Here is a 21,363-nt window from a genome sequence, read left to right as displayed (position 1 = left end):
CCGTATTCCGCTGAGAGGGTGGTGAAAGATGGATTATTATCACATCGTCGAAGAGAAGATTAAGCAGGCTTTAAAAAACGGGGAGTTCGACGATTTGCCCGGAAAAGGTAAACCTCTCCCGAAAGACGAGTTTGCCCACCTTCCGGAAGAATTGCGTAACGGGTATCGTATTTTAAAGAATGCCCATATGCTTCCTGAGGAAATGATGCTGAAAAAAGAGATGGTTGACCTTGAGGAATTACTGTCGGCAATCACCGATCCATCCCTTATTTCCCACTACACAAAGGAATGGAAAGAGAAGAAGCTGCGCTTCGATATGATGATGGAGAAGAGAGACACCGGGAATACCGGAGTTTTCCGAAGGTATCAAAACAAAATACACCGCAAGTTCGGTTTTTAGCAAGGAGACGCAGGTATCTGTGTCTCCTCTTTGTATAAAGGGAAGGGTGCTACATATATAATAGAAGAAAAAGGGGGCTTTTCCTATGTGTGGAAGATACACGCTGCTGGCTGACGAGTCGGAGATCCGGAAAGAATTCGGAATTACTCGTCCGATTCCCGACTATCAGATAAGGTATAATATAGCACCCGGCCAGAAGGTGCTTGCGGTTATTCATGACGGTTCTGAAAAGCGGGCCGGATATATGAAATGGGGGCTCGTGCCTTCTTGGGCGAAGGATGAGAGAATCGGCTACAAGATGATCAATGCAAGGAGCGAAACAGCTCATGAGAAACCGAGTTTCCAGAAGCTGATCCAAGAGCGAAGGTGTCTCCTCCTTGCAGACAGCTTCTATGAGTGGAAACAGACGGAAGATGGGAAGCAGCCTATGCGCATTTCGAGGAAAGATGGACGCGTGTTTGCTTTTGCCGGTCTTTGGGATAAATGGGGAAAAGGGGATGGCGATCTTTTCACTTGTTCCATTCTGACTAAAGAAGCGGACGCTTTCATGAATCCAATTCATCATCGTATGCCTGTCATTCTTTCCAGAGAGACCAGCAAGAACTGGTTAGACCCTCATCGCTGGACGAAGGAACAGGCTCAGGCATTTATACAAAAGGTGGAAAGTGCAGATATGGAAGCCTACCCCGTCAGTGATTATGTGAATAAGGCAGGGAATGAAGGAGAAGCATGCATACAGCCGCTGGCATAAGCAAACCCTCCCGCATTTGCGGGAGGGTTCTAATTATCCTGCCTGTTTCGCTTCTTTTTCCTGCTGTCGTTCTTTCTTAGCAACTTTCAGGAATTTGTTCGTTTCTGAGACGACGACCCCGGAAAGAAGGAGAAGGCCGATTAAGTTAGGGAAAGCCATCAGACCGTTCATAATATCTGCAAAAATCCACACCGTGTCGAGCTGGGAGACTGCACCGACTAAAACAAACAGGACGAAGACGGATTTATAGATACCTATTCCCCGCTGCCCTGTAATGTAGCCGAAGCACTTCTCCCCGTAGTAGGACCAACCGACGATGGTGGAGAAAGCGAAGAATACAAGGCCGATAGCGACAATGTAGGAGCCGACATCACCAAGGAAGATAGCGAAGGATGCAGAGGTCAGGTCTGCTCCATCTAATCCTCCTGTGTACTGATCAGCCATGACGATCGTCAAACCCGTCATGGTACATACAATGATGGTATCGATGAAAACTTGAGTCATAGAGACCAATGCCTGCCGTCCGGCATAATCGGTTCTGGCTGCAGCGGCAGCGATTGGTGCAGATCCAAGTCCTGCTTCGTTCGAGAACACACCACGCGCTACACCATAGCGGATGACGGTTCCCAGAATTCCTCCGCCGACGGCGCTGGCAGTGAAAGCGTCTGTCAGGATCGTTTCGAAAGCCGGGATGATCAAATTGTAATTGAGTACGAGTATGATCAATGCACCAATAACATAAAACAAAGCCATTACTGGAACGAAAAATGCGGTGACCTTACCGATGCTCTTAATTCCACCTAGAAGCACTAGTCCTGCCAAAAGAGTTAATATGATTCCCGTTACCCATGTCGGTACATTAAAGGTTCCCTGCATAACGTCTGATACGGAGTTGGACTGTACCATGTTTCCGATACCGAAAGCTGCAATCGCACCGAATACAGCAAAGAGCATGCCCAGTGGTTGTCCAAGCCACTTCATTTTCAGACCGCGGGAGAGATAATACATCGGTCCTCCTGACATTTCTCCGTTCTTTCCTTCAACGCGGTACTTAACAGCAAGGACAGCTTCGGCGTATTTCGTAGCCATTCCGAACACGGCTGTGATCCACATCCAGAATACGGCTCCGGGTCCTCCGAGTACGACAGCTGTCGCCACTCCTGCGATGTTACCTGTTCCGATCGTAGCAGCCAGAGCTGTAGTCAATGCCTGGTAATGAGAAATGTCCCCTTTCTCATTCTTCCTCTTCTTCTGTCCCGGTTTGAAGGCTAGCTTCAATGCATAAGGCAGGGACTTAAATTGCAGGAAACCGAGACGCAGGGTCAAATAAATGCCTGTACCTACCAACAGAATCAACAGGACAGGTCCCCATACGACTCCGCTGATATTGCTCAGAAAATCGTTCAAAATGGTCATCCCCCTTTTATATTTGTCTAAATGGACCATATTAAAATATTCCGAAAATTTAAACAGAATGTCAAGGACAATTCCGCGCGTTCCTGCAAAAATGTGGTTCGTTTCGACAGGATATGGGAAGATATTGAGAGGGGAATCCATGGTTTAGCAGGATTTCCGTCACCTTTCATAGAATGAAAAGAATGGGAAATACTACTATACGGAGGAACGGAAAATGATACATGTATTATTCGTTTGTTTAGGGAACATCTGTCGTTCACCGATGGCTGAAGCCGTCTTCAGGGATTTGGTCAAGAGAGAAAAACTGGAGGGGAAGATCACAGTCGATTCTGCCGGAATTGGTCATTGGCATGTCGGCTCGTCCCCTCATGAGGGAACAAGACAAATTTTGAGCAGTAAAAATATTTCTTATGACGGCATACAGGCGCGTCAAGTGAAAGAAGCGGACTGGGACGATTTCGATTATATAATCGCAATGGACGATAAGAATATGAAAGATTTAAACGCGATTCGAGTGAAAAACGACGTGACAATCAGGAAGTTGATGGATTATGTACCGGATGCAAAGGAAGAAGAGGTGCCGGATCCATACTTCACAGGTAATTTTGAATACGTTTATGAACTCGTGTACGATGGGTGCCTGCGTCTCCTGCAAGACATTAAGCAGAAAAATAACCTGTAAGGAGGAAATAGGATGAGTCGAAGTAATTTGTGGAAAGGCCTGGTGTACGGGGCTGTGGCTGGAGGGGTCATTGCTCTTCTGGATAAAGATACGAGGAGTTATACGATGGAGCAGACGCGTGATGCCGGAAGGAAATGTCGTTCTTATGTGAAGCACCCGTCGGAAGCCATCCACAATCTACGTATGTGTTATGAGGGGTTCTCTGCGCAAGTGAACAAAGGGGTGGAAGATCTCCTTGAATTAATTCAGAAAGCGGAGAGTATGCTTAATAAAGTAGGTGAACTCAACCGGGAAGTGAAGGAACAGCTGGAAGCTGTCGATAAACCGGAAGAGGCTTCTTAACTTCAAGAGGTGAGGGATTGTGAAAAGCATCATGAGTTTCATCAAAGAATTGTTTGTCCGTTTCGGCGAGGATGATGTAGGAGGGATGTCGGCACAGCTGGCCTATTTCTTTTTATTATCCTTGTTTCCGTTTATGATTTTCCTGGTGACTTTATTAGGGTATCTTCATATTGATGAAGAGAGGGTTCTTGCGTTTGTCAGCACGTATGCGCCTCCGGACACCTTTCAAATGATCACCGAGAATGTTTCCTCCTTGCTCCGTACCGAAAATGGAAGCCTTTTGTCCATTGGTTTGATCGGTACGCTGTGGGCGGCTTCCAACGGTGTGAATGCTATCATGAGAGCGTTCAACAGGGCTTACGGGGTCGAAGAGAACAGGACGTTCTTCATTTCGAGGGTCCTTGCTATTGTATTGACGATCGCTATGGTATTCGTCATAGCTATTGCGTTCCTGCTTCCGGTGCTTGGGCATATGATTGGAGCTCAGCTGTTCTCTTTCTTTGGATTGTCGGAAGGTTTTCTGACAGTTTGGAATGGTCTTCGATGGGTGATTTCCTCCATCATTTTTTTCCTGGTGCTTTCTTTCCTGTATCTTACAGCGCCCAGTAAGCGGTTGAAGTATAAAGATACAATCGGTGGGACGCTGTTTGCTACATTCGGATGGCAGCTTGTATCGCTATTATTTTCCTTTTATGTAAGTAATTTAGGTAATTTTTCGGCAACATATGGAAGTCTCGGTGGGGTCATCGTACTAATGATATGGTTTTATTTATCCGGTCTTGTGATTATTCTCGGCGGAGAAATTAATGCGATGACTCACAAGCGGAGACACAGCCGCACGGCTGAATAAGCTTGAACGTCAGGAGCAAGAAAACCGCTTTCCTCATGAAAGCGGTTTTCTTATGGTCATTTATCATTAGTTTCTTAAAAGTCTGAGGCCGTTCAAGATGACGAGAATGGTGCTTCCCTCGTGACCGATCACTCCAAGTGGAAGGTCAAGAAACTGCAGGAAATTGCTGATAATGAGCAGTGTGATGACCAGAATGGAGAAGATGACATTTTGTTTGATGATCCGATTCATACGTTTAGACAAATGGATGGATTGCGTAATCTTTCTCAAGTCATTTTTCATCAGGACGACGTCTGAGGTTTCCAATGCTACATCCGTTCCTTCTCCCATGGCGATACCTACATCAGCGGCCGCCAGAGCAGGAGCGTCATTAATTCCATCACCGACCATGGCCACATGCGGGAAACGTTTTTTGAGCTCATTGATTTCTTTGAGCTTCTGATCCGGCAGGCACTCCGCAATGTATTGATCTATTCCTGCTTCCTCTGCGATTGCTTTCGCTGTTTTTGAATTGTCCCCAGTGAGCATCAGGGTATATATGCCCTGATCTTTCAGCATTCGTACGGCTTTCTTGGATATTTCGCGTACCGTATCCTTCGCGGCGAAAAGGGCGACGATCTTCTGATTTTTTTTGAGGAAAATGACGGTCTTCCCGTCGGACTCGAAATCTACTTCATGTTGCGATTTGAAGGCTGCTGCTTCCTCTCTTCCTACAAATTCCGCTTTTCCTAATAACCAAGTGTCTCCATCATACGTACCTTCAAGTCCGTATCCGCTGTGATTCTGCACGCTTTCAATGAGAACAGTGTTCACCTTGTGCTGTTCTGCATAATTCATGATTGACTCGGCAAGTGGATGATTGGAATGCTCCTCGAGAGAAGCAGCGACAGCTAAGCAGGTTTGTTTATCCTTTTCATTTTCCACAATGAATTCCGTAACGGATGGCTTTCCTTTTGTCAGCGTCCCCGTTTTGTCGAACGCTACTGCCCGAATATGTGCCAGGTGTTCAAGGTGGACACCTCCTTTATAAAGGATGCCGTTCCGTGCACCATGAGTGATGGCGGATAGAGTGGCGGGCATGATGGATGCCACTAAAGCACAAGGGGATGCAACGACAAGAAGAATCATCGCCCGGTAGATTGTCTCCATCCAGGTCCACCCAAAAAGAAAGTGGGGGAGGAAGAGCATCACGCTGACAGCAGCCAAGACGCCTTTGACATAGAGGCTTTCGAAACGTTCGATAAACAGTTGGGATGGTGGCCTTTCGCTCTGAGCATGCTGAACCATATGAATGATCTTCTGAAAGAGAGTATCGTTCGCTTTTTTCGTTACATGGACGACGATGCTTGCCTCCATGTTCATGGTTCCTGCATATACTTCTCCATCCGTTTGTTTATAAATGGGAGCGGCCTCTCCTGTTATGGCACTTTCGTCAATCGAGGATGCTCCTCGGGTAATGACTCCATCAGCAGGAAGACGTTCTCCTGGTTTTACAAGAATACAGTCACCGATGTGCAGTGTGGATACATCGGTCCATTCATAGCCTGTATTAGTGACCAGCAGTGCCTGTGTGGGCTGGAGGCTCATCAAGGAAGACAGCTCTTTCTGGCTTTTGTTCATCGTATAAGTCTCCAGGGCCCCGCTTAAAGAGAAAATAAAGATCAATATGGCTCCTTCCATCCAATAACCGATGGACGCGGAGCCGACGGCTGCCAGAATCATGAGGAGCTCGACATTTAATTCACGTTCTTTCAGCGTTTCTGTTATTCCTTCTTTCGCTTTTGCGTATCCTCCGATTAGAAAAGCCGCCAGATAGATTCCTATGTAAATAGGAGGATCCCAGTGCGACTCCCCGTACCAGGCGAATAGAACAAGCAGACCGCTGAGTATTGCTGCCGCCAGTTCGGAATGGTCTTTCCAATGTTTCCCCCGGTTAGAAGATAGCAGGGAATGCTTTAATGTTCCGGATAGATTCAATGCTTTCACACACCTTTCTTATATCGTTTGTTAGATTATAATTATTATAATTTAGTATATGTTATAATCATAGCATGGTGCTCAAAAAAGTCAATTCCAACATGGAAAGAAAAAATTCCGCCTGGTCAGTTGAAAATACAGGTGTCAAGTTGCTATATTATACAAGTGTGAAAAAAATCAGAAAGGTGGCACAGTCCATGCGTAAACGTGTCTTATTTATACTTATGCTTGTCATGTCATTCCTCCTTGCTGCTTGTGGATCAGAGGAAGAATCCGCAGATAAATGGAGCGAAATCACAGATAAAGGGGAAATTGTTGTAGGAACATCAGGAACGCTTTATCCTGCTTCTTATTATCCGGAAGGTTCTGATGAGCTGACAGGGTATGACGTGGAGGTAATGAAGGAAGTAGCAGACCGCCTCGGTCTGGAAGTGAAGTTCGAGGAATTCGGAGTAGACGGGCTTACGGCAGCCATTGAGAGCGGTCGTGTAGATGCTGTCATTAATGATATGGAAGTGACAAAGGAACGTCAGAAGAAATTTGACTTCAGTGAGCCGTATAAATATTCTTATTCCACTATGATTGTCCGTGAGTCGGATATGTCAGGCATTGAGACGCTTGATGATCTGGAAGGAAAAGTACATGGTGGTGGAGCCACGACAGTATTTGCTCAAATTGCAGAACACTTCGGCGCGGAAACGAAGACATATGGAAATGTTGCAAACGATGTATATCTTCGTGATGTGGAGAACGGTAACACAGACTTCATTATCAATGACTACTATCTGCAGTCTCTTGCACTTGAAGCGCTGCCGGACATCAAAGTCCAGCTGCATCCTGATTTGAAATTCTATCCCACCAATTCTGCCATCGTCCTTCCGAAAGATGCAGGAGATATGAAGGAAGAAGTAGATGCGGTTCTTCAGGAAATGCGGGAAGACGGCACTCTGACGGAGATTTCAGAGGAATTCTTCGGCGGGCAGGATGCTTCCAAGAAACCGGATGAAGATATTCAGGAAATCGAAGGATTGGATATTTAAGCTCTTATGTTCGGAATAGAAATCAATAACATCCAAACAGACAAGTTGTTCGATGTCGATCGTGCACTGGAAAACCTGCCTTTTCTTTTGGAAGGTGTGCCGTATACGCTTCTTCTTGCTGTTACTGGTATGCTGATCGGACTCGTGTTGGGCTTTTTTCTAGCTCTTGCGAGAGGATCAGAGCGCAGGTGGTTACGCTGGCCGGCCCGGTTCTACATTTCGTTTATGCGCGGGACGCCGATTCTTGTTTATTTGTTCGTGCTTTATTTCGGTCTGCCTATTGCTGGAATCAAGCTTACTGCAACGGCTGCTGCCGTTATTGGTTTCGGTACCAACAGCGCCGCATATATTGCCGAGATTAACCGCGCTTCTTTGAATAGTGTCTCGTCCGGGCAATGGGAGTCGGCGCGTGCCCTCGGTTTTACGTACTGGCAGACCATACGGAGGATCATTACGCCGCAGTCAACGAGGATTGCGATCCCGCCCCTTGGTAATGTGTTTCTTGATTTGTTGAAAGCAACGTCGCTTGCGGCCATGATTTCTGTACCGGAAATATTAAACAAAGCTCAAATAGCTGCCGGCCGTACCGTAGACTCAATGACGATGTATATTACTGCTGCCCTTATTTATTGGCCGCTTACGATGTTGTTTTCGGCTTTGCAGGACTATTTAGAGAAACGTTACAATCGATATTTATAATGATGGGAACCGGAGCAGATCTGCTGCTCCGGTTTTCTTTTGTCCGAGAGGAAGAATGTAAGGTGAGCCGCTTGATTCATAAGCTATCCTCCTTTATGATAGGTATTGGGTTTAAATCGTAATGATTATGAATTGTTGGCGGATACGCCCGCCTGACATAAATCTTTTGAAAGAGTGAAAAAGGATGGAAACTAAACAAAGCATTTTAGAAATGAAGAATGTCTCTTTTAAATATGAAAGGGAATTGGTTGTGAAAGATGTAGATCTTTCCATCGAGCAGGGACAGTTTTTGGGCCTTGTAGGTCCCAATGGTTCAGGCAAGTCGACTCTAATTAAGCTTATGCTCGGTCTCATCAGGCCGGATCGTGGGAAAATTAACTTGTTCGGCCAGCCGATTAAGGACTATAAAGACTGGCAGGAAATTGGTTTTGTCTCCCAGAAAGCGAACAGCTTTAATTCCGGCTTTCCAGCTACAGTATTGGAGGTAGTGAAGACAGGGCTTGTTTCCAGGATAGGTGCCTTTAAGTTCTTCAATAAAAAACATAAAGATAAAGCCATGGAAGCTCTTCGAACGGTAGAGATGGAAGAATTTTCTGACCATAACATCGGTGAGCTGTCGGGAGGCCAGCAGCAGCGGGTGTTCATAGCGAGGGCTTTAGTAAGTGATCCTGCTCTGCTGATATTGGATGAGCCGACCGTCGGTGTGGATGCGAAGCATGTAACGGAGTTTTACAACCTTCTTGGCCGTTTGAATAAAGAGCAGGGGATTACCTTGTTGATGGTTACCCATGATATCGGTACCATTACGGACCATGCAACACACGTCATCTGCATGAACAAGACGGTTCACTTCCACGGGGCTTCCAAAGATTACAAAGAGTTCAGTGAAGAAGATCTCAACCAACTATACGGCCATGCTGTTCAACAATTGAGCCATAACCACGCAGAGGTGAACCATCATGATTGAAAGTTTTTTTCAGTATGAATTTTTACAGAACGCAGCCATTACAGGGCTGCTTATCGGAATCGTCGCACCTTTACTCGGGGTGTTCATTGTCGTTCGTAGACTGTCACTGATTGCTGACGCTCTCTCCCACATTACGTTGACGGGAATCGCCGCCAGCTTGTTGCTGGAGAAAAAGGTGACAGGAATCAACGACTGGAATCCGATTTATATGGGGATGGTCTTCTCCGTTGGAGGGGCCGTGCTGATTGAGCGGCTGCGCAAGGTATATAAGCACTATGAAGAGCTTGCTATACCAATCATCCTGTCCGGGGGAATCGGTCTTGGTGTCATTCTCATTTCCCTCGCAGACGGCTTTAACACGGATCTGTTCAGTTATTTGTTCGGGAGCGTGACAGCGGTAAGCAGAGACAGTATGTGGACCGTACTGGTAATAACGATGATCGTCGTCATGATCGTCATTCTCTTCTACAAAGAGCTGTTCGTCCTGTCCTTCGACGAAGAGCATGCTTCTGTTTCAGGAGTTAATGGAAGGTGGATCCATTTATTATTTATCGTCATGGTCGCGCTCGTCATTGCGTCTTCCATGCAGGTGGTCGGAATTTTACTTGTTTCCGCCTTGATGACGCTCCCGGTAGCGTCAGCGCTTCGGATAGCCAGAAGCTTTAAACAGACGATCGGGTTGTCCATTGCATTCGGGGAAATCTCTGTTATGCTTGGTCTGTTCTCTTCCTATCATCTCAGCGTTCCACCAGGAGGGACGATTGTTGTAATCGCTATTTTAATGCTAATTTTATCTATCTTGTATAAGAAAGTCAGGACGCAATTATGGATAAAGGGTGAAGTCGGATGAATATCGAGACAGCACTGCAGAAACTGAAGGAAAAAGGATATAAACGTACGAAACAGCGGGAACGCATCCTCGACATTTTCATCAATCAGGATCAATACATCGCTGCTAAGGATATTTTGAAGGAAATCCAGGAAGATTTCCCTGGGGTAAGCTATGATACGATCTATCGGAACCTGTATATGTTGACGGAAGTGGATATTCTGGAAGCGACCGAGCTGGGCGGAGAGAAGCACTTCCGCCTCGGATGTGACACGCATGGGCATCACCATCATTTCATATGTACCCTCTGCGGTAAGACGAAGTCCATTAAATTCTGTCCGATGGAAAGTATTAATGAAAATCTAAGCGGGTATGACGTAGAGAATCATAAATTTGAGATTTATGGAAAATGTCCGCAGTGCCAATAAGGGATAACAGTCTGTACCACGCTGTACAGGCTGTTGTTTTTTATTCTGAATCAAAAAGTAACGATTACCATTTACAAAAAGTAATCGTTACGATATAATCCCAAAAGGATAAGGACGGCAAGGAGGCCTGAGATGAGAAAAATATGGATAACAGCAATCATTCTATTGAGTGTTTTTATACTGACAGCTTGTGGAGACAAGGAAACATCCGGTCAAGGAGAAGGACAGGAAGGAAAATTAAAAGTCTATACGACGGTGTATCCATTACAGTTCTTCGCTGAGCAGATCGGGGGAGAAACAGTAGATGTCTCGTCTATACTCCCGCCTGGTTCAGATGCGCACACGTATGAGCCTACAACGAAGGAAATGGTCGAAATGGCGGAATCTGATTTGTTCATTTACAATGGTGCGGGTCTTGAAGGATATGCAGAAAAAATATCCCAAGCGATTGAGCCGGAAGGAGTATCCATTCTTGCCGCAGCGAATGGGATGGACTTAGAGGAGAGTGCCCATACTCATGAAGGGGACACGCACGATGGGGCATCTGAGGAAGCGGATGATCATGCACATGAAGCGGAGTCCGGCCATGAAGGTCATAATCACGGCGAACAGGACCCGCATGTCTGGCTGGACCCTGTTCGCTCTATAGAGATGGCTGAGAATATTAAAGACCAACTGGTAGATCTCAATCCGGAAGAGAAGGATCGGTATGAGGAAAACTTCAAAGAGCTGGAAGGGAAGTTGACAGACCTTGATCAATCCTTTCATGATACGATTTCCAGTAAGGACAAAAAAGAAATCATTGTATCTCATGCCGCTTACGGTTATTGGGAAGAGGCATATGGCATCAGGCAGATTTCCGTTTCCGGTTTAAGCCCGACCAATGAACCCTCCCAGAAAGATTTGGAGAAAATCGTAAAGGAAGCCAAAGATCATGACTTGCGCTACGTAATTTTTGAACAGAACATTACGCCGAAAGTTTCAGAGATTATTCAAAAGGAAATCGGAGCTGAAACGCTTCGATTCCATAACCTTGCTGTGCTGACAGAAGAGGATATAGAACAAGATGAAGACTATTTCTCTCTTATGAACCGCAATCTAGATGTGCTTGAGAAAGCACTGACCGAATGAAAGAAAAGAAAGAGCTGACGGAATCATTCCGCGGCTCTTTCTTGTGTTTGTGGACTCTTTTTAATGAATGTCGCTGCAAGGACGATAAGCAACAAGGCGACGATAACGTAGAAGAAGGACATACCCGGCAAGAGGTCGAGGAATGACCCGGATAAGAAAGGGCCGAGAATGCTGCCTATACTGAAAGCCATTCCGCATAATATGTTACCGGCAGGCAGCAGGTCTCTAGGGAGCAAATCGGTCATATAGGATATCCCCAGTGAGAAGAGGGAACCGACACATAGTCCTGCCATAGCAAAAGTAGTAAAAAGGCCGAGGACGGATTCTTCCCAGACAGCGGCACCAAGAAATGCAAAAATTCCTAACGTGACAACTGTTAATAGGACGTTTCTTCTTCCGTACTTGTCGCTCATCGTACCAAGTGGAATCTGTGAAAGTAAGCTTGCTGCAGCGAAACTTGGAATGATGAACGAGAGTGTATGGACATCGTGGCCGATTCTCAGTCCGTAAATAGGGAAGATCCCGTGCAGGGTTCCTTCCAGGAATCCATAGGCAAGCGGGGGAAGAAAAGCCACCCACCCAAGTTGCAGTGCCCGTCGGAAGCGTTGCAGCGAACTGGTTTCCCTTGCCGTCGCCGTGTGTGCTTCGGGCATTTCATTTCTGATCCGGAGCATAAGTAACCAGACGGAAAGACTCAGCAAAGAAGATAGTAAGAATGGAGCGTATGTTCCGAAAGTCAATAGGTTTGTCATCAGTGGACCTATCGTGAATCCTGCACTGAAGAAAAGTCCATAGTAAGCTATGCTTTTTCCCAATGACTTTTTATCTGCGGTCGCTGTGATCCAAGTTTGGGTTCCGAAGTGAAGGATTTGATCCCCGATCCCAATGGCGACTCTCAGGATAAACCAAAACCACAGTGCCTGCCATAATGGGAAAAGAGCCAGCGAAACCACAACGAGTGCTCCTCCAATCATGATCATCGGTTTGAACCCGATCCTCCGTAACGGCTTTTCCATAAATGGCGAAGCGAGGAGTATTCCTATGTATAATCCGGTGGCATGGAGCCCGTTAACGGAAGAGGAAATTCCGTTTTGTTCCAGAATGATAGCCAGGAGCGGCAGTAACATCCCTTGGGAAAATCCTGAAATCGTTACAAGGCTGATTAATGTCCAAAATCGTCTTCGCATATAATTCATAGCGTCTGACACCTCTTTCTGCATGTTCCATCGTATAGAAAAGCAGGTGCAGGAACAAGCTTTTATTCATCTGAGCTGGTTATTTTCACTCGGAAAACGGTTATTATATAATTAAGTATCAGTTGAGAGAAAGGAAGTGGGACAGTGATGGATTTTTACTTGAAAGAGAACGGAGTGCGTACTTCCGTGGAATTTGGACAGCTGAACATATCCGGAGATGAAGCATTCGGATTCCGCCCTTATCAGTTGATGGTTGCTTCCATAGCCGGGTGCAGTGTGAGTGTTTTCAGGAAGATTCTTGATAAACAGCGTGTGGAGTATGAAGATATTAAAGTTACAGCAGAAGTAACGAGAAATCCGGATGAAGCCAACCGGATAGAGAAGGTGCATCTCCATTTTGTGATCAAAGGGTATCACCTGAATCAGGACAAGCTGCTGAAGAATTTGAACGTTTCTAAGAAGAATTGTTCTATGGTACAATCGGTCAAGGACAGTATTGTAGTAGAAGAATCTCTTGAGACAATTCAGTTAAGCAAGTAGAATAAAGGGAGCTTTATCCAAAAACATCGTTTTTTGGATAACTGCTCTTTTTTTTGTTCGAAGGTTTTCTGACATCTTTGAGCAGACAACATAGGGAGAAGAGGGATTGGAATTGAGGAACTTTGTCATTAAAGCATTTTTTTATCTGCTTGGTCTGACTATCATGTCACTGGGGATAGCCATGACGATTGAAGCGGATCTTGGGGCTGGCGCGTGGGATGCTATTAACGTCGGTCTTGTTGAGATCATTGGACTGACTGTCGGGACATGGGTCATTATCATAGGAGCGATTTTGATTGTAGTCAATGCGCTGATAGCTAAAGAAAAACCCGATATTTTGGCGGTTATAACCATTCTTGTATTGGGGAGGTTTATTGATTTTTGGCTTCTCCATGCCTTTGAAGGTTTAGACTTGACTACTTTGTGGAGCCGAATCGGATTGTCTCTCGGCGGCATTGTTATCTTAGGTATAGGGGTTTCCCTCTATCTGCAGCCGCAGTTCTCATTAAATCCCATCGACAACTTGATGATTTCATTGAGAAAGCGTTTTGGTTTCAGTATTACCATATCAAAGACCATGACAGAAGGATTTGCCTTAGTCGTAGCACTTCTGGTCGGTGGGCCGGTTGGAATCGGTACCATACTGATTCTCGTCTTTATCGGTCCGATGATCCAGTTCTTCGAAGGTAAGGCGAACCAATTGATGAACAAGTTGTTGTCAGAGTAATCATGTATAGTCTCGGCCACCTTTCACAAAATATAAAAAAAGAAAGGTGGCCAGAATTTTGAATAAACGATGGTTGGTACTGATAATACTCATCGGCCTCTTTACCCTTGCAGCTGCAGGGACCATATCTGCGGAAAAGAAGCAGTCCAAAGATGATAAAGGGGATATCCCGAGCCATGTATTGAATATATCAAAGGACAATACGTATCCGAACTCAACGGATGATCAGCAGCTGCTGGAAGCAGAGGACATCACCAAACAATTGATGAAGGACACGAACATCCGAATTACAAACCCACAGCTCATCGAAATGCTCAATGAAACATCATTGAAGCCGTCCCCATTAGCAATCGGCTACCGGGGAGAAATCTTCCTTGGAAGATGGCCGCTCGCTTATGAATCAAAAGAGACGAACATCAACTGGGAATACCAAAAAATTAATGAGAATGAGAAAAACAATCACGGTGGCGAAAGTGTTGAGAAACTAAGCTATCTTCAACAAGAAGAAAAACAGGTGAAGGGTGGCTTGACTTCACGAATCAGCCAGAGTGATCAAATGATGAAATTGATTTTACTGGAAGCTCAAAACAATACGAAACTGCCTTTATCGTTCAACACAGTTATTGGAAAAGGTACAAAACAGAACAACAGTTATGCAGTACCCACGAATAAAGTCGGGATACTACACGCCTATGCCCCTGCTGTAAACGAAAAAGGTGATGTGACCTTTGGAGATGTCTATATTCAACTCAAGGGTTCAAAGAAGACGCTGAGCATTAAGAATGTGACTCGTCAAGGCATCGGTGCCTGGATCCCGATTCAGGATCATGTCAGCTTTTCGTTTGAGTTGAAATAATCACTGTCATCAACGGTTGACCTTACTTCTACACGCTGTTCTGCCAAACGGATCTGATGATCATACAACGTTTCGGCTAGAATGAAGCGTGTTTTTTTTGCAGCTGTCCAGTAAACGAGATCGATGACAAGACCAGTTACGGTGTATTGATACCCACGGTATTGATCGTTGAGGGATGTCATGCCGTACACTTGGAACGGTTCCAACGGCTTTCCTGTCAGGTCTTTCTTTAAGTATTCCTGCAGTTCTTCATTCAATCGTTCACATGCCTTCTCAAGAATGGGCATCACTTTGCGTGGGTCTTCATGAAAATTAGTGGTTACTTTCTCTATGACACGCATGTATTCGAAATTAAAATTCTCTATGGTGTTAATTTGTCCATTACTGATTGTAAGAAGCTTTCCAGACCATTCGCGGAGCTTTAAGAAGCGCAGGCCGATGTCTTCTACAGTACCGTGAAAGGTATCATTTATGGTGACGTAATCTCCCTTGTGAAGCTGTTTTTCGTATAAGAGAAAAAGTCCGGCAAAGAAATCCTTGATCAAGTTTTGGGCACCAAATCCGAGAATGATCCCGATCACTCCCGCTCCTGCAAGGAGATTGCCTATGGAAGTGAATTCATTAAGCACTATAAGCAGAAATCCGATGACGGAGGCATAACTGATAACGGAGTTCATCATGGATTCCAGCGTTTTCTCCTTACGCTCTTCCATGAAATCTGTCTTCTTGAAGAAGGAGTGAATGACTTTTCGTAACACGAGTGCAGAGAGAAAGATGATAACAGCTACAATCAGCAGTTTTATTGCTGTGTTTTCATCTAAATAGGTGATAAATTCTTTTAATGTCATGTTTCCATCTCCTTTAAGTAATGGTTTAACCCTAAGCCATGGACACATCGGAATACTTGTACTATGATAAATGCAGACAAAAAAGAACGTAAGGGGTGTAACGATCATGACACAGCAAAAGAGAATTCAGGACCTGAAGGCAAAGCTTGCGGATTTCATGGGCCGCCTGGATCAGCTTGATCCTGAAGAGACATCTGTAGAAGATATTGACCGCTTAATTTCCATGCTGGAAGATTTAGAGCGCCAGATGGACTGAAGCTGTAAAGGAGGAAGTTCATGGAGTCGTTGATCTTTTATTTATCTCCGGTTGCAGGATTTGTTTTTATGTTGACCATGATTATGTTTCTCACCCGTCTGGCCGCCGGACGCAAATCCGACCGTAAAATAACGATGATCCTGGTTTCCTCCTTTACCGTGATGCTCGCGATGATCGTATATGTCATGGGAAAGTGATAAACCCTCATCCGCAGGGTTGATTTTTTTAAAATAATGCTTTATCATAGTAAATCGCTAATGCATTGAATTATTGAGAGGAGAATGTCTTATGGCTTGGGCAGTCGTCGTATCTGTCCTCGTAATGACTGTGCTCAGTCTATTGCGTGTGAACGTCATTGTTGCTATCCTTGCTGCTGGCCTGACTGCCGGCTTGATGAACGGTGAAACGTTAACCAGCTCACTGGAAATCCTTGTTAACGGCATGGGAGAACAGGCAAGTGTAGCTCTAAGTTATATATTATTAGGAGCTTTTGCGATTGCGATCAGTTATTCGGGTATCACCACCATCCTTGTCAGTTATCTGCTTCGCGTGTTGAAGAATAAAAGGACGATGATCGTTTTTGTCATTGCCTTTGTAGCAAGTTTATCTCAGAATGTCATACCTGTGCACATTGCATTTATTCCTATATTGATACCACCTTTACTGAAACTGTTTGATGAAATGAAATTGGATCGTCGTGCTGTTGCAGCCGCGCTTACGTTCGGATTGAAGGCTCCTTACGTTATGATTCCTGTCGGCTTCGGTTATATATTCCACCAAACGATTCAAAAGTCCATGGAATCGAATGGAATTGAATTGAGCATCGGAACGATCGCACAATCCTTGATTATCCCTGGTTCCGGTATGATTGTCGGATTGCTGATTGCTGTTCTCATCACTTATAGAAAGCCGAGAGTGGTGAATGAACAGCAGGCGAACGAAGAAGATGTACTTGTACAGACGCAAGATCAGAAATTCAACAAAAAGCACGTTCTGACTATCGTAGCAATCATCGTCACATTGGTTATCCAGGCTGTCTGGGCTAACCTCGTCCTTGCTGCGCTTGCGGGAATTGTACTGATGTTCGCTTTCCGCGTCGTACCTTATTCTAAAGGGGATAAAGTAATAAATGATGGAATCGCTATGATGGGGTTCATTGCTTTTGTTATGCTGGTTGCCTCCGGCTATGCAAATGTACTGACGACGACAGAATCGGTATCTGCGCTTGTGGAGGTCAGCTCTGATTACCTTGGTAATAATCAAGCCTTCATAGCATTCATTCTGCTCCTTGTAGGTCTTGTTGTGACAATGGGAATAGGATCATCCTTCGCGACTATTCCTATCCTGGCTGCTTTGTTTGTACCGATTTGTGTGGCTGCAGGATTTTCTCCATTGGCCACGGCGGCATTGATTGGAACAGCTGGAGCACTCGGCGATGCTGGATCCCCTGCATCGGATAGTACCCTGGGACCGACCTCGGGACTAAACGCAGATGGCAGACACAACCATATTTGGGATACGTGTGTGCCGACATTTCTTCACTACAACATTCCGTTGTTCATTTTCGGATGGGCGGCTTCCTTATTCTTGTAAAAAGGCGTGTGGGTATTTTTCCCACATGTCTTTTTTTATATTCTCCCATCCATCACACATAATAAGAAAAAAGTGAGTGATATGTATGTGGAAAGTGATCTCTCTCCTGGTACTTTTAAGTGCGGTTCTGGTTTATCCAACCGCTGCTTTCGCAGAAGGCTGGGGATACAGTAAGAGCAAAGATGGAAATGTCCCTGAAGTCGGTCGTTATAAACCGATGATAGATAAATACGATGGTTTTTATTATGACGAGACAGAACAACCCGTTGTTTACCTGACCTTCGATAATGGGTATGAACAAGGATACACAGGTAAAGTATTGGACATCCTCAAAGAAAAGCAGGTTCCGGCAGCATTTTTCGTAACGGGTCATTACATTGAAAGTGCACCTGATTTGTTGAAGAGGATGGCTTCAGAAGGCCATTTGATCGGCAACCATTCCTGGAGCCATCCGGACTTCACAAAGATATCAAAAGAGACAATGAAAGAAGAACTGGATAAAGTGGATGAATCGGTCCGGAAATTGACGGACCAGGACGTCATGACGTTTGTTCGTCCCCCGAGAGGGACGTTTAACGATCAAACACTGCAATGGTCGCGGGAGCTTGGTTATACGCATGCATTCTGGTCCATTGCCTTTAAAGATTGGGAAACGGACAAACAAAAGGGATGGGAGTATGCCTACAACAGCGTCATTGATCAAATACATCCCGGAGCGGTCATTTTGCTGCATACCGTATCTCAGGATAACGCAGAAGCGCTGTCCCAATTAATTGATGAGCTCAGGAAACGCGGCTATCGTTTTGGGAATTTAAATGATTTGATGATCAAACAGATAGTGCCTGCTCCTCTCTGGCAGTTATAACTTCGGCGGTATTCCAACCAAAAAGCTGTACTGCTACGGTACAGCTTTTTAATTTTATTCATGAAATGTTCGAGGAAAGAAGGAAAAGGAAGAGGCAAGGAAGAAGTGTACATAGGGAAATAAGAGGATTCGTGTCGAATAATGGGGAAGTTATTACATATTTGCTTATAATTTTCCGATAAACCTAATACATTTTAACTATTATGGAATTTTTTATAAAAAGAGGGGAGGATTTTTGAATTGTGGAAAGAAAGATTTAAAGCAACTGGTTTTTATGATTTTGATTACACGTTACTTCGATGGCAATTCGATCCTTTGACGCGTTTGGACAGAGCTGAGCGCTGGGTTGATGTCCCGGTGAAGTTAGGGGAAGAACGACATATTGTCCGTGTCCAAGGCCTCGGGACGACTGCTGAACCGGTGTTTGAAGTTTCCGGTGAGAGCGTGAAAGACAAAGATGCTTTAGTCACGCATGTACAAGAGCTTTTTCAGTGGGGGGTAAATTTAGAGAATATTCATCAGCACTTCATGGACACGAATGTAAAGCAGCTGTTTCAGGACCATCCCGGAACACCGATCGTTAAAGATTTTCATTTGTATGACTGCTTAATGAAAGTGATCATTCATCAGCAGTTGAATATGAAATTTGCCTACACGCTAAGTACAAGATTTGTCCATACGTTCGGATCAACGAAAGACGGGGTATGGTTTTACCCCGACCCAGAGGAGACAGCCGCACTGAAGTATGAGGATCTCAGGGCACTGCAATTCAGCCAAAGGAAAGCAGAATACGTCATAGACACTTCCAGAATGATCGCAGAGGGCAGGTTGGACTTGGCCGCTCTCTCCGGACAGAGTGACGAAGAAGTCAAGAAACAATTAGTGAAAATAAGAGGCATCGGGCCCTGGACTGCTGAGAACTGGCTGTTGTTCGGATTAGGAAGACAGGATCTGTTCCCAAAGGCAGACATTGGAATTCAGAACGCGTGGAAGGTATATTTCGATATGGACAAAAAACCGTCCTATGAACAGATGGAAACGCACAGTGCAGGCTGGCATCCATACAGGAGCTATGCTTCTTTGACTTTATGGCGCAGCATTGAAGGGTGAAAACAGAAGAATAAAGTCATACTTTCTGTAATCTTCACGTATGGTGTAGAGAATAGAAAATAAGTGATAAATTATTTGAATATATACAAAATTTTTCTGGATTGCGTTATAATAGTACACATATTGGAAAATATGGAACGGATAAAAGGAAAGAGGTCTTAATATTGGTGATAAGAGAGAGGTATTCTGACCAAGTTCATAGTGGCGAAATATTGGATGTTCTAAGTTTGAATGGTACACCGGCATGTCTACTCGATCTGCGTTTACAAACGGTTACGCTGAATCAGGAAATGCAAGGAACTCTTCATTTAGAAGATACAGATATGTCATTCTCTCAATGGATCCGCAGTTTTCGGCATACGGCCCAACACCGCCTGCAGCAGGTGCTTCATCAGCTGCTGACAGAAGGCTTGAGGGAAATGTCCGTCCATTTGACAGATAAGAATAACCTTCGCAAGTATCACTGCAAAATGGTTCATCTGACTAACGGTCAAATTGCTTTTTCCTTAAACGATCTTACTATGAAAGCAAATCGTCCTGAAGCGGAGCCGCGCTCTGAAAAATTAGAGGGACCTGTGAGTTTGGCTTCCAGCCTCAGCCAACAGATGGTTCACGTTACGGATCCAAAAGAAGCCCAATTGAAGCATCGTATGTCCCACTTAGTGGACAAATTCCCGCATGGATTAGCAATCATTAACCCTAATTGGGAAGTGATCTATGCCAATCCTAAAATGGAAGAAATGACAGCGGTACCTTTTTACAGTAACTATTGTAAAAAACTTTGGAACATCTTCCCGATTGATCAATATTATCATTTCTTCCAGCACTATTTGAGGGCGATGGAGACACAGGAAACGGTCGAATTTGAGGGCTATTTGATTGAGCAGGGCGTCGATGTTCAGGTCACGGTTCACCCTACAGAACTTGGAATAACAGTGTTTGTACAGGATATAACGCAATATAAGAAGCATTTGCAGGCTTTGAAAGCATCAGAAGAGCGTTTTGCTCTGCTGGCGAATAACATTAAAGATGTTTTTTGGATCAGCGAACCGGACTATGAAGAGCTCCACTATATCAGTCCTGCGTTTCAATCCCTGTTTGGGATAACGCGAAGAGATGCATTTTTAAATCCAGGTCTTGTTTTTGAGAAAGTGTATGGGGCGGATAAGAAGAAAGTGCAGGACGCGTTTCAAGTAATGAGGAAGCAGATGCATGAAGTGGAATACAGATTGAACCAGGGGGAAGAGGGGGCATACAAATGGATTCGCTCCAAAGGTTTCCCTGTGGACTACAATGGTAAGTCGTATGTGCTTGGACTGCACGAAGATGTGACGGAATATAAGGAAATGCTGGAGTTTAAAGAGAAGACACAACAGCTATCCACGATTACGCAGATGTCTGCTGGAATCGCACATGAGATTAAGAACCCGTTAACCGCAATCAAAGGTTTTCTGCAAATCGGCGCAGCAAACCCCGAGCTGAGAGATAATTATCAGGAGATTATCCTGGACGAAGTAAACAGGATAGAGGCGATTGTCCAAGATTTCATGATGCTGTCTAAGCCGAAATCGACGATTCAGATGGAGGAGATCGATCCGGAACAGCTTGTGTCCTATGTTCTCCGCCTTTTAGAGCCGGAGGCTAATGACAAACAGATTCTGCTTTTATTCGACTGTGCTTGTTCCAAAGACCAGGAAGCGTTCAGAACAGAGCCGAAGCGGATGAACCAAATATTGATTAACCTTGTTAAGAATGCCATCGATGCTGTGGATCATGGTGGGGAAGTTCGCGTGGGAGTTGAAGTAACGAGCGAAGAGCTAACGCTTTCCGTTAGAGATAATGGACCGGGTCTAACATCCC

The 21,363-nt window shown here is 44.9% G+C and carries 24 protein-coding genes; 20 read left to right on the top strand and 4 right to left on the bottom strand.

From position 1 onward, the window contains the following. The first annotated feature begins 28 nt into the window (after positions 1–28). Together AXG56_RS15475 and AXG56_RS15470 are read left to right on the top strand one after the other, a co-directional pair. Positions 29–400 (top strand): DUF1992 domain-containing protein, encoded by a 372-nt coding sequence (locus AXG56_RS15475; protein ID WP_062515373.1) that lies wholly within the window; start codon positions 29–31, stop codon positions 398–400. Between the two features lie 85 nt (positions 401–485). Further along, positions 486–1,151, top strand: coding sequence for an SOS response-associated peptidase (locus tag AXG56_RS15470; RefSeq protein WP_062515372.1), 666 nt, complete (start codon positions 486–488; stop codon positions 1,149–1,151). Positions 1,152–1,184: 33 nt separating this feature from the next. On the opposite strand, the gene AXG56_RS15465 is transcribed toward AXG56_RS15470, so the two are convergent. Continuing rightward, positions 1,185–2,567: a sodium:alanine symporter family protein gene (locus AXG56_RS15465; protein ID WP_035388653.1), complete on the bottom strand. Its 1,383-nt coding sequence runs from the start codon at positions 2,565–2,567 to the stop codon at positions 1,185–1,187. A gap of 214 nt (positions 2,568–2,781) precedes the next feature. Between AXG56_RS15465 and AXG56_RS15460 the strand changes: the two genes are divergently transcribed. From AXG56_RS15460 to AXG56_RS15450, 3 genes are read left to right on the top strand one after another with little or no spacing between them, the layout of a single operon-like run. Beyond that, positions 2,782–3,249 carry a low molecular weight protein-tyrosine-phosphatase gene (locus AXG56_RS15460; protein WP_008632805.1) on the top strand — a complete coding sequence of 156 codons (468 nt, stop codon included), beginning with the start codon at positions 2,782–2,784 and terminating at the stop codon, positions 3,247–3,249. 12 nt (positions 3,250–3,261) lie between these two features. Continuing rightward, complete coding sequence (locus AXG56_RS15455; RefSeq protein ID WP_008632804.1) at positions 3,262–3,591, top strand: YtxH domain-containing protein; 330 nt, start codon at positions 3,262–3,264, stop codon at positions 3,589–3,591. Between the two features lie 19 nt (positions 3,592–3,610). Beyond that, entirely contained in the window at positions 3,611–4,441 is an 831-nt protein-coding gene (locus AXG56_RS15450) for a YihY/virulence factor BrkB family protein (protein WP_008632803.1), read from the top strand. Positions 4,442–4,507: 66 nt separating this feature from the next. Here the strand turns inward: AXG56_RS15450 and AXG56_RS15445 are convergent, their stop codons facing one another. Beyond that, positions 4,508–6,418 carry a heavy metal translocating P-type ATPase gene (locus tag AXG56_RS15445; RefSeq protein WP_062515370.1) on the bottom strand — a complete coding sequence of 637 codons (1,911 nt, stop codon included), beginning with the start codon at positions 6,416–6,418 and terminating at the stop codon, positions 4,508–4,510. 197 nt (positions 6,419–6,615) lie between these two features. On the opposite strand from AXG56_RS15445, the gene AXG56_RS15440 reads away from it, so the two are divergent. From AXG56_RS15440 to AXG56_RS15415, 6 genes are all read left to right on the top strand, one after another. Continuing rightward, entirely contained in the window at positions 6,616–7,458 is an 843-nt protein-coding gene (locus AXG56_RS15440) for a transporter substrate-binding domain-containing protein (RefSeq protein ID WP_008632801.1), read from the top strand. Positions 7,459–7,464: 6 nt separating this feature from the next. Further along, positions 7,465–8,157 (top strand): amino acid ABC transporter permease, encoded by a 693-nt coding sequence (locus tag AXG56_RS15435; protein ID WP_062515369.1) that lies wholly within the window; start codon positions 7,465–7,467, stop codon positions 8,155–8,157. Positions 8,158–8,341: 184 nt separating this feature from the next. After that, on the top strand, positions 8,342–9,124 hold the full coding sequence (locus AXG56_RS15430; protein WP_008632798.1) for a metal ABC transporter ATP-binding protein: 783 nt from the start codon (positions 8,342–8,344) through the stop codon (positions 9,122–9,124). After that, positions 9,117–9,974: a metal ABC transporter permease gene (locus tag AXG56_RS15425; RefSeq protein WP_062515367.1), complete on the top strand. Its 858-nt coding sequence runs from the start codon at positions 9,117–9,119 to the stop codon at positions 9,972–9,974. Before AXG56_RS15430 ends, AXG56_RS15425 begins: the two co-directional genes overlap by 8 nt. Further along, positions 9,971–10,381 (top strand): Fur family transcriptional regulator, encoded by a 411-nt coding sequence (locus tag AXG56_RS15420; protein WP_062515365.1) that lies wholly within the window; start codon positions 9,971–9,973, stop codon positions 10,379–10,381. Before AXG56_RS15425 ends, AXG56_RS15420 begins: the two co-directional genes overlap by 4 nt. Positions 10,382–10,513: 132 nt before the next feature. Further along, positions 10,514–11,512 (top strand): metal ABC transporter solute-binding protein, Zn/Mn family, encoded by a 999-nt coding sequence (locus AXG56_RS15415; RefSeq protein WP_008632792.1) that lies wholly within the window; start codon positions 10,514–10,516, stop codon positions 11,510–11,512. A 23-nt stretch (positions 11,513–11,535) separates the two neighbouring features. Here AXG56_RS15415 and AXG56_RS15410 read toward each other — a convergent pair whose 3' ends face one another. Beyond that, positions 11,536–12,708 carry an MFS transporter gene (locus tag AXG56_RS15410; RefSeq protein ID WP_062515363.1) on the bottom strand — a complete coding sequence of 391 codons (1,173 nt, stop codon included), beginning with the start codon at positions 12,706–12,708 and terminating at the stop codon, positions 11,536–11,538. 147 nt (positions 12,709–12,855) lie between these two features. On the opposite strand from AXG56_RS15410, the gene AXG56_RS15405 reads away from it, so the two are divergent. The 3 genes from AXG56_RS15405 (at position 12,856) to AXG56_RS15395 (ending at position 14,831) form a co-directional block, all read left to right on the top strand. Continuing rightward, positions 12,856–13,248 (top strand): OsmC family protein, encoded by a 393-nt coding sequence (locus AXG56_RS15405; protein WP_008632790.1) that lies wholly within the window; start codon positions 12,856–12,858, stop codon positions 13,246–13,248. A 106-nt stretch (positions 13,249–13,354) separates the two neighbouring features. Beyond that, positions 13,355–13,975, top strand: a complete 621-nt coding sequence (locus AXG56_RS15400) for a YitT family protein (RefSeq protein ID WP_235601516.1) — start codon at positions 13,355–13,357, stop codon at positions 13,973–13,975. Positions 13,976–14,033: 58 nt separating this feature from the next. Next, complete coding sequence (locus AXG56_RS15395) at positions 14,034–14,831, top strand: YfkD famly protein (RefSeq protein ID WP_026578625.1); 798 nt, start codon at positions 14,034–14,036, stop codon at positions 14,829–14,831. On the opposite strand, the gene AXG56_RS15390 is transcribed toward AXG56_RS15395, so the two are convergent. Beyond that, positions 14,801–15,679, bottom strand: a complete 879-nt coding sequence (locus AXG56_RS15390; protein WP_062515361.1) for a mechanosensitive ion channel family protein — start codon at positions 15,677–15,679, stop codon at positions 14,801–14,803. The genes AXG56_RS15395 and AXG56_RS15390 overlap by 31 nt on opposite strands. Before the next feature lie 106 nt (positions 15,680–15,785). On the opposite strand from AXG56_RS15390, the gene AXG56_RS19690 reads away from it, so the two are divergent. From AXG56_RS19690 to AXG56_RS15370, 6 genes are all read left to right on the top strand, one after another. Continuing rightward, the gene (locus AXG56_RS19690; protein WP_008632783.1) at positions 15,786–15,935 is read left to right on the top strand and encodes an SE1561 family protein; all 150 of its coding nucleotides are present in this window, start codon (positions 15,786–15,788) and stop codon (positions 15,933–15,935) included. Positions 15,936–15,955: 20 nt separating this feature from the next. Then, complete coding sequence (locus tag AXG56_RS19560) at positions 15,956–16,132, top strand: hypothetical protein (protein WP_161484931.1); 177 nt, start codon at positions 15,956–15,958, stop codon at positions 16,130–16,132. A 91-nt stretch (positions 16,133–16,223) separates the two neighbouring features. Further along, positions 16,224–17,528, top strand: coding sequence for a Na+/H+ antiporter family protein (locus AXG56_RS15385; protein ID WP_062515359.1), 1,305 nt, complete (start codon positions 16,224–16,226; stop codon positions 17,526–17,528). A gap of 85 nt (positions 17,529–17,613) precedes the next feature. Beyond that, positions 17,614–18,393 (top strand): delta-lactam-biosynthetic de-N-acetylase, encoded by a 780-nt coding sequence (gene pdaA / locus AXG56_RS15380; protein WP_062515358.1) that lies wholly within the window; start codon positions 17,614–17,616, stop codon positions 18,391–18,393. A gap of 240 nt (positions 18,394–18,633) precedes the next feature. Beyond that, positions 18,634–19,503, top strand: a complete 870-nt coding sequence (locus AXG56_RS15375) for a DNA-3-methyladenine glycosylase (RefSeq protein ID WP_008632777.1) — start codon at positions 18,634–18,636, stop codon at positions 19,501–19,503. A gap of 227 nt (positions 19,504–19,730) precedes the next feature. After that, positions 19,731–21,363 (top strand): PAS domain-containing sensor histidine kinase (locus AXG56_RS15370; RefSeq protein WP_062515697.1); only part of this gene is annotated, 1,633 nt, incomplete at its 3' end.

It is taken from the genome of Halobacillus sp. KGW1, assembly GCF_001592845.1.
In the GTDB taxonomy this organism is placed as follows: Bacteria; Bacillota; Bacilli; order Bacillales; family Halobacillaceae; genus Halobacillus.
The sequence above is the reverse complement of the archived record's forward strand: the minus strand, read 5'-3'. Positions and strand labels throughout refer to the sequence as shown.

Bases quoted from the DNA above. Each gene is read 5' to 3' on its own strand.
- AXG56_RS15460 (WP_008632805.1), top strand. From the start codon at position 2,782: ATGATACATGTATTATTCGTTTGTTTAGGGAACATCTGTCGTTCACCG.
- AXG56_RS15465 (WP_035388653.1), bottom strand. From the start codon at position 2,567: ATGACCATTTTGAACGATTTTCTGAGCAATATCAGCGGAGTCGTATGG.
- AXG56_RS15405 (WP_008632790.1), top strand. From the start codon at position 12,856: ATGGATTTTTACTTGAAAGAGAACGGAGTGCGTACTTCCGTGGAATTT.
- AXG56_RS15425 (WP_062515367.1), top strand. From the start codon at position 9,117: ATGATTGAAAGTTTTTTTCAGTATGAATTTTTACAGAACGCAGCCATT.
- AXG56_RS15390 (WP_062515361.1), bottom strand. From the start codon at position 15,679: ATGACATTAAAAGAATTTATCACCTATTTAGATGAAAACACAGCAATA.
- AXG56_RS15475 (WP_062515373.1), top strand. From the start codon at position 29: ATGGATTATTATCACATCGTCGAAGAGAAGATTAAGCAGGCTTTAAAA.
- AXG56_RS15440 (WP_008632801.1), top strand. From the start codon at position 6,616: ATGCGTAAACGTGTCTTATTTATACTTATGCTTGTCATGTCATTCCTC.
- AXG56_RS15435 (WP_062515369.1), top strand. From the start codon at position 7,465: ATGTTCGGAATAGAAATCAATAACATCCAAACAGACAAGTTGTTCGAT.
- pdaA (WP_062515358.1), top strand. From the start codon at position 17,614: ATGTGGAAAGTGATCTCTCTCCTGGTACTTTTAAGTGCGGTTCTGGTT.
- AXG56_RS19560 (WP_161484931.1), top strand. From the start codon at position 15,956: ATGGAGTCGTTGATCTTTTATTTATCTCCGGTTGCAGGATTTGTTTTT.
- AXG56_RS15420 (WP_062515365.1), top strand. From the start codon at position 9,971: ATGAATATCGAGACAGCACTGCAGAAACTGAAGGAAAAAGGATATAAA.
- AXG56_RS19690 (WP_008632783.1), top strand. From the start codon at position 15,786: ATGACACAGCAAAAGAGAATTCAGGACCTGAAGGCAAAGCTTGCGGAT.
- AXG56_RS15470 (WP_062515372.1), top strand. From the start codon at position 486: ATGTGTGGAAGATACACGCTGCTGGCTGACGAGTCGGAGATCCGGAAA.
- AXG56_RS15410 (WP_062515363.1), bottom strand. From the start codon at position 12,708: ATGAATTATATGCGAAGACGATTTTGGACATTAATCAGCCTTGTAACG.
- AXG56_RS15430 (WP_008632798.1), top strand. From the start codon at position 8,342: ATGGAAACTAAACAAAGCATTTTAGAAATGAAGAATGTCTCTTTTAAA.
- AXG56_RS15415 (WP_008632792.1), top strand. From the start codon at position 10,514: ATGAGAAAAATATGGATAACAGCAATCATTCTATTGAGTGTTTTTATA.
- AXG56_RS15385 (WP_062515359.1), top strand. From the start codon at position 16,224: ATGGCTTGGGCAGTCGTCGTATCTGTCCTCGTAATGACTGTGCTCAGT.
- AXG56_RS15455 (WP_008632804.1), top strand. From the start codon at position 3,262: ATGAGTCGAAGTAATTTGTGGAAAGGCCTGGTGTACGGGGCTGTGGCT.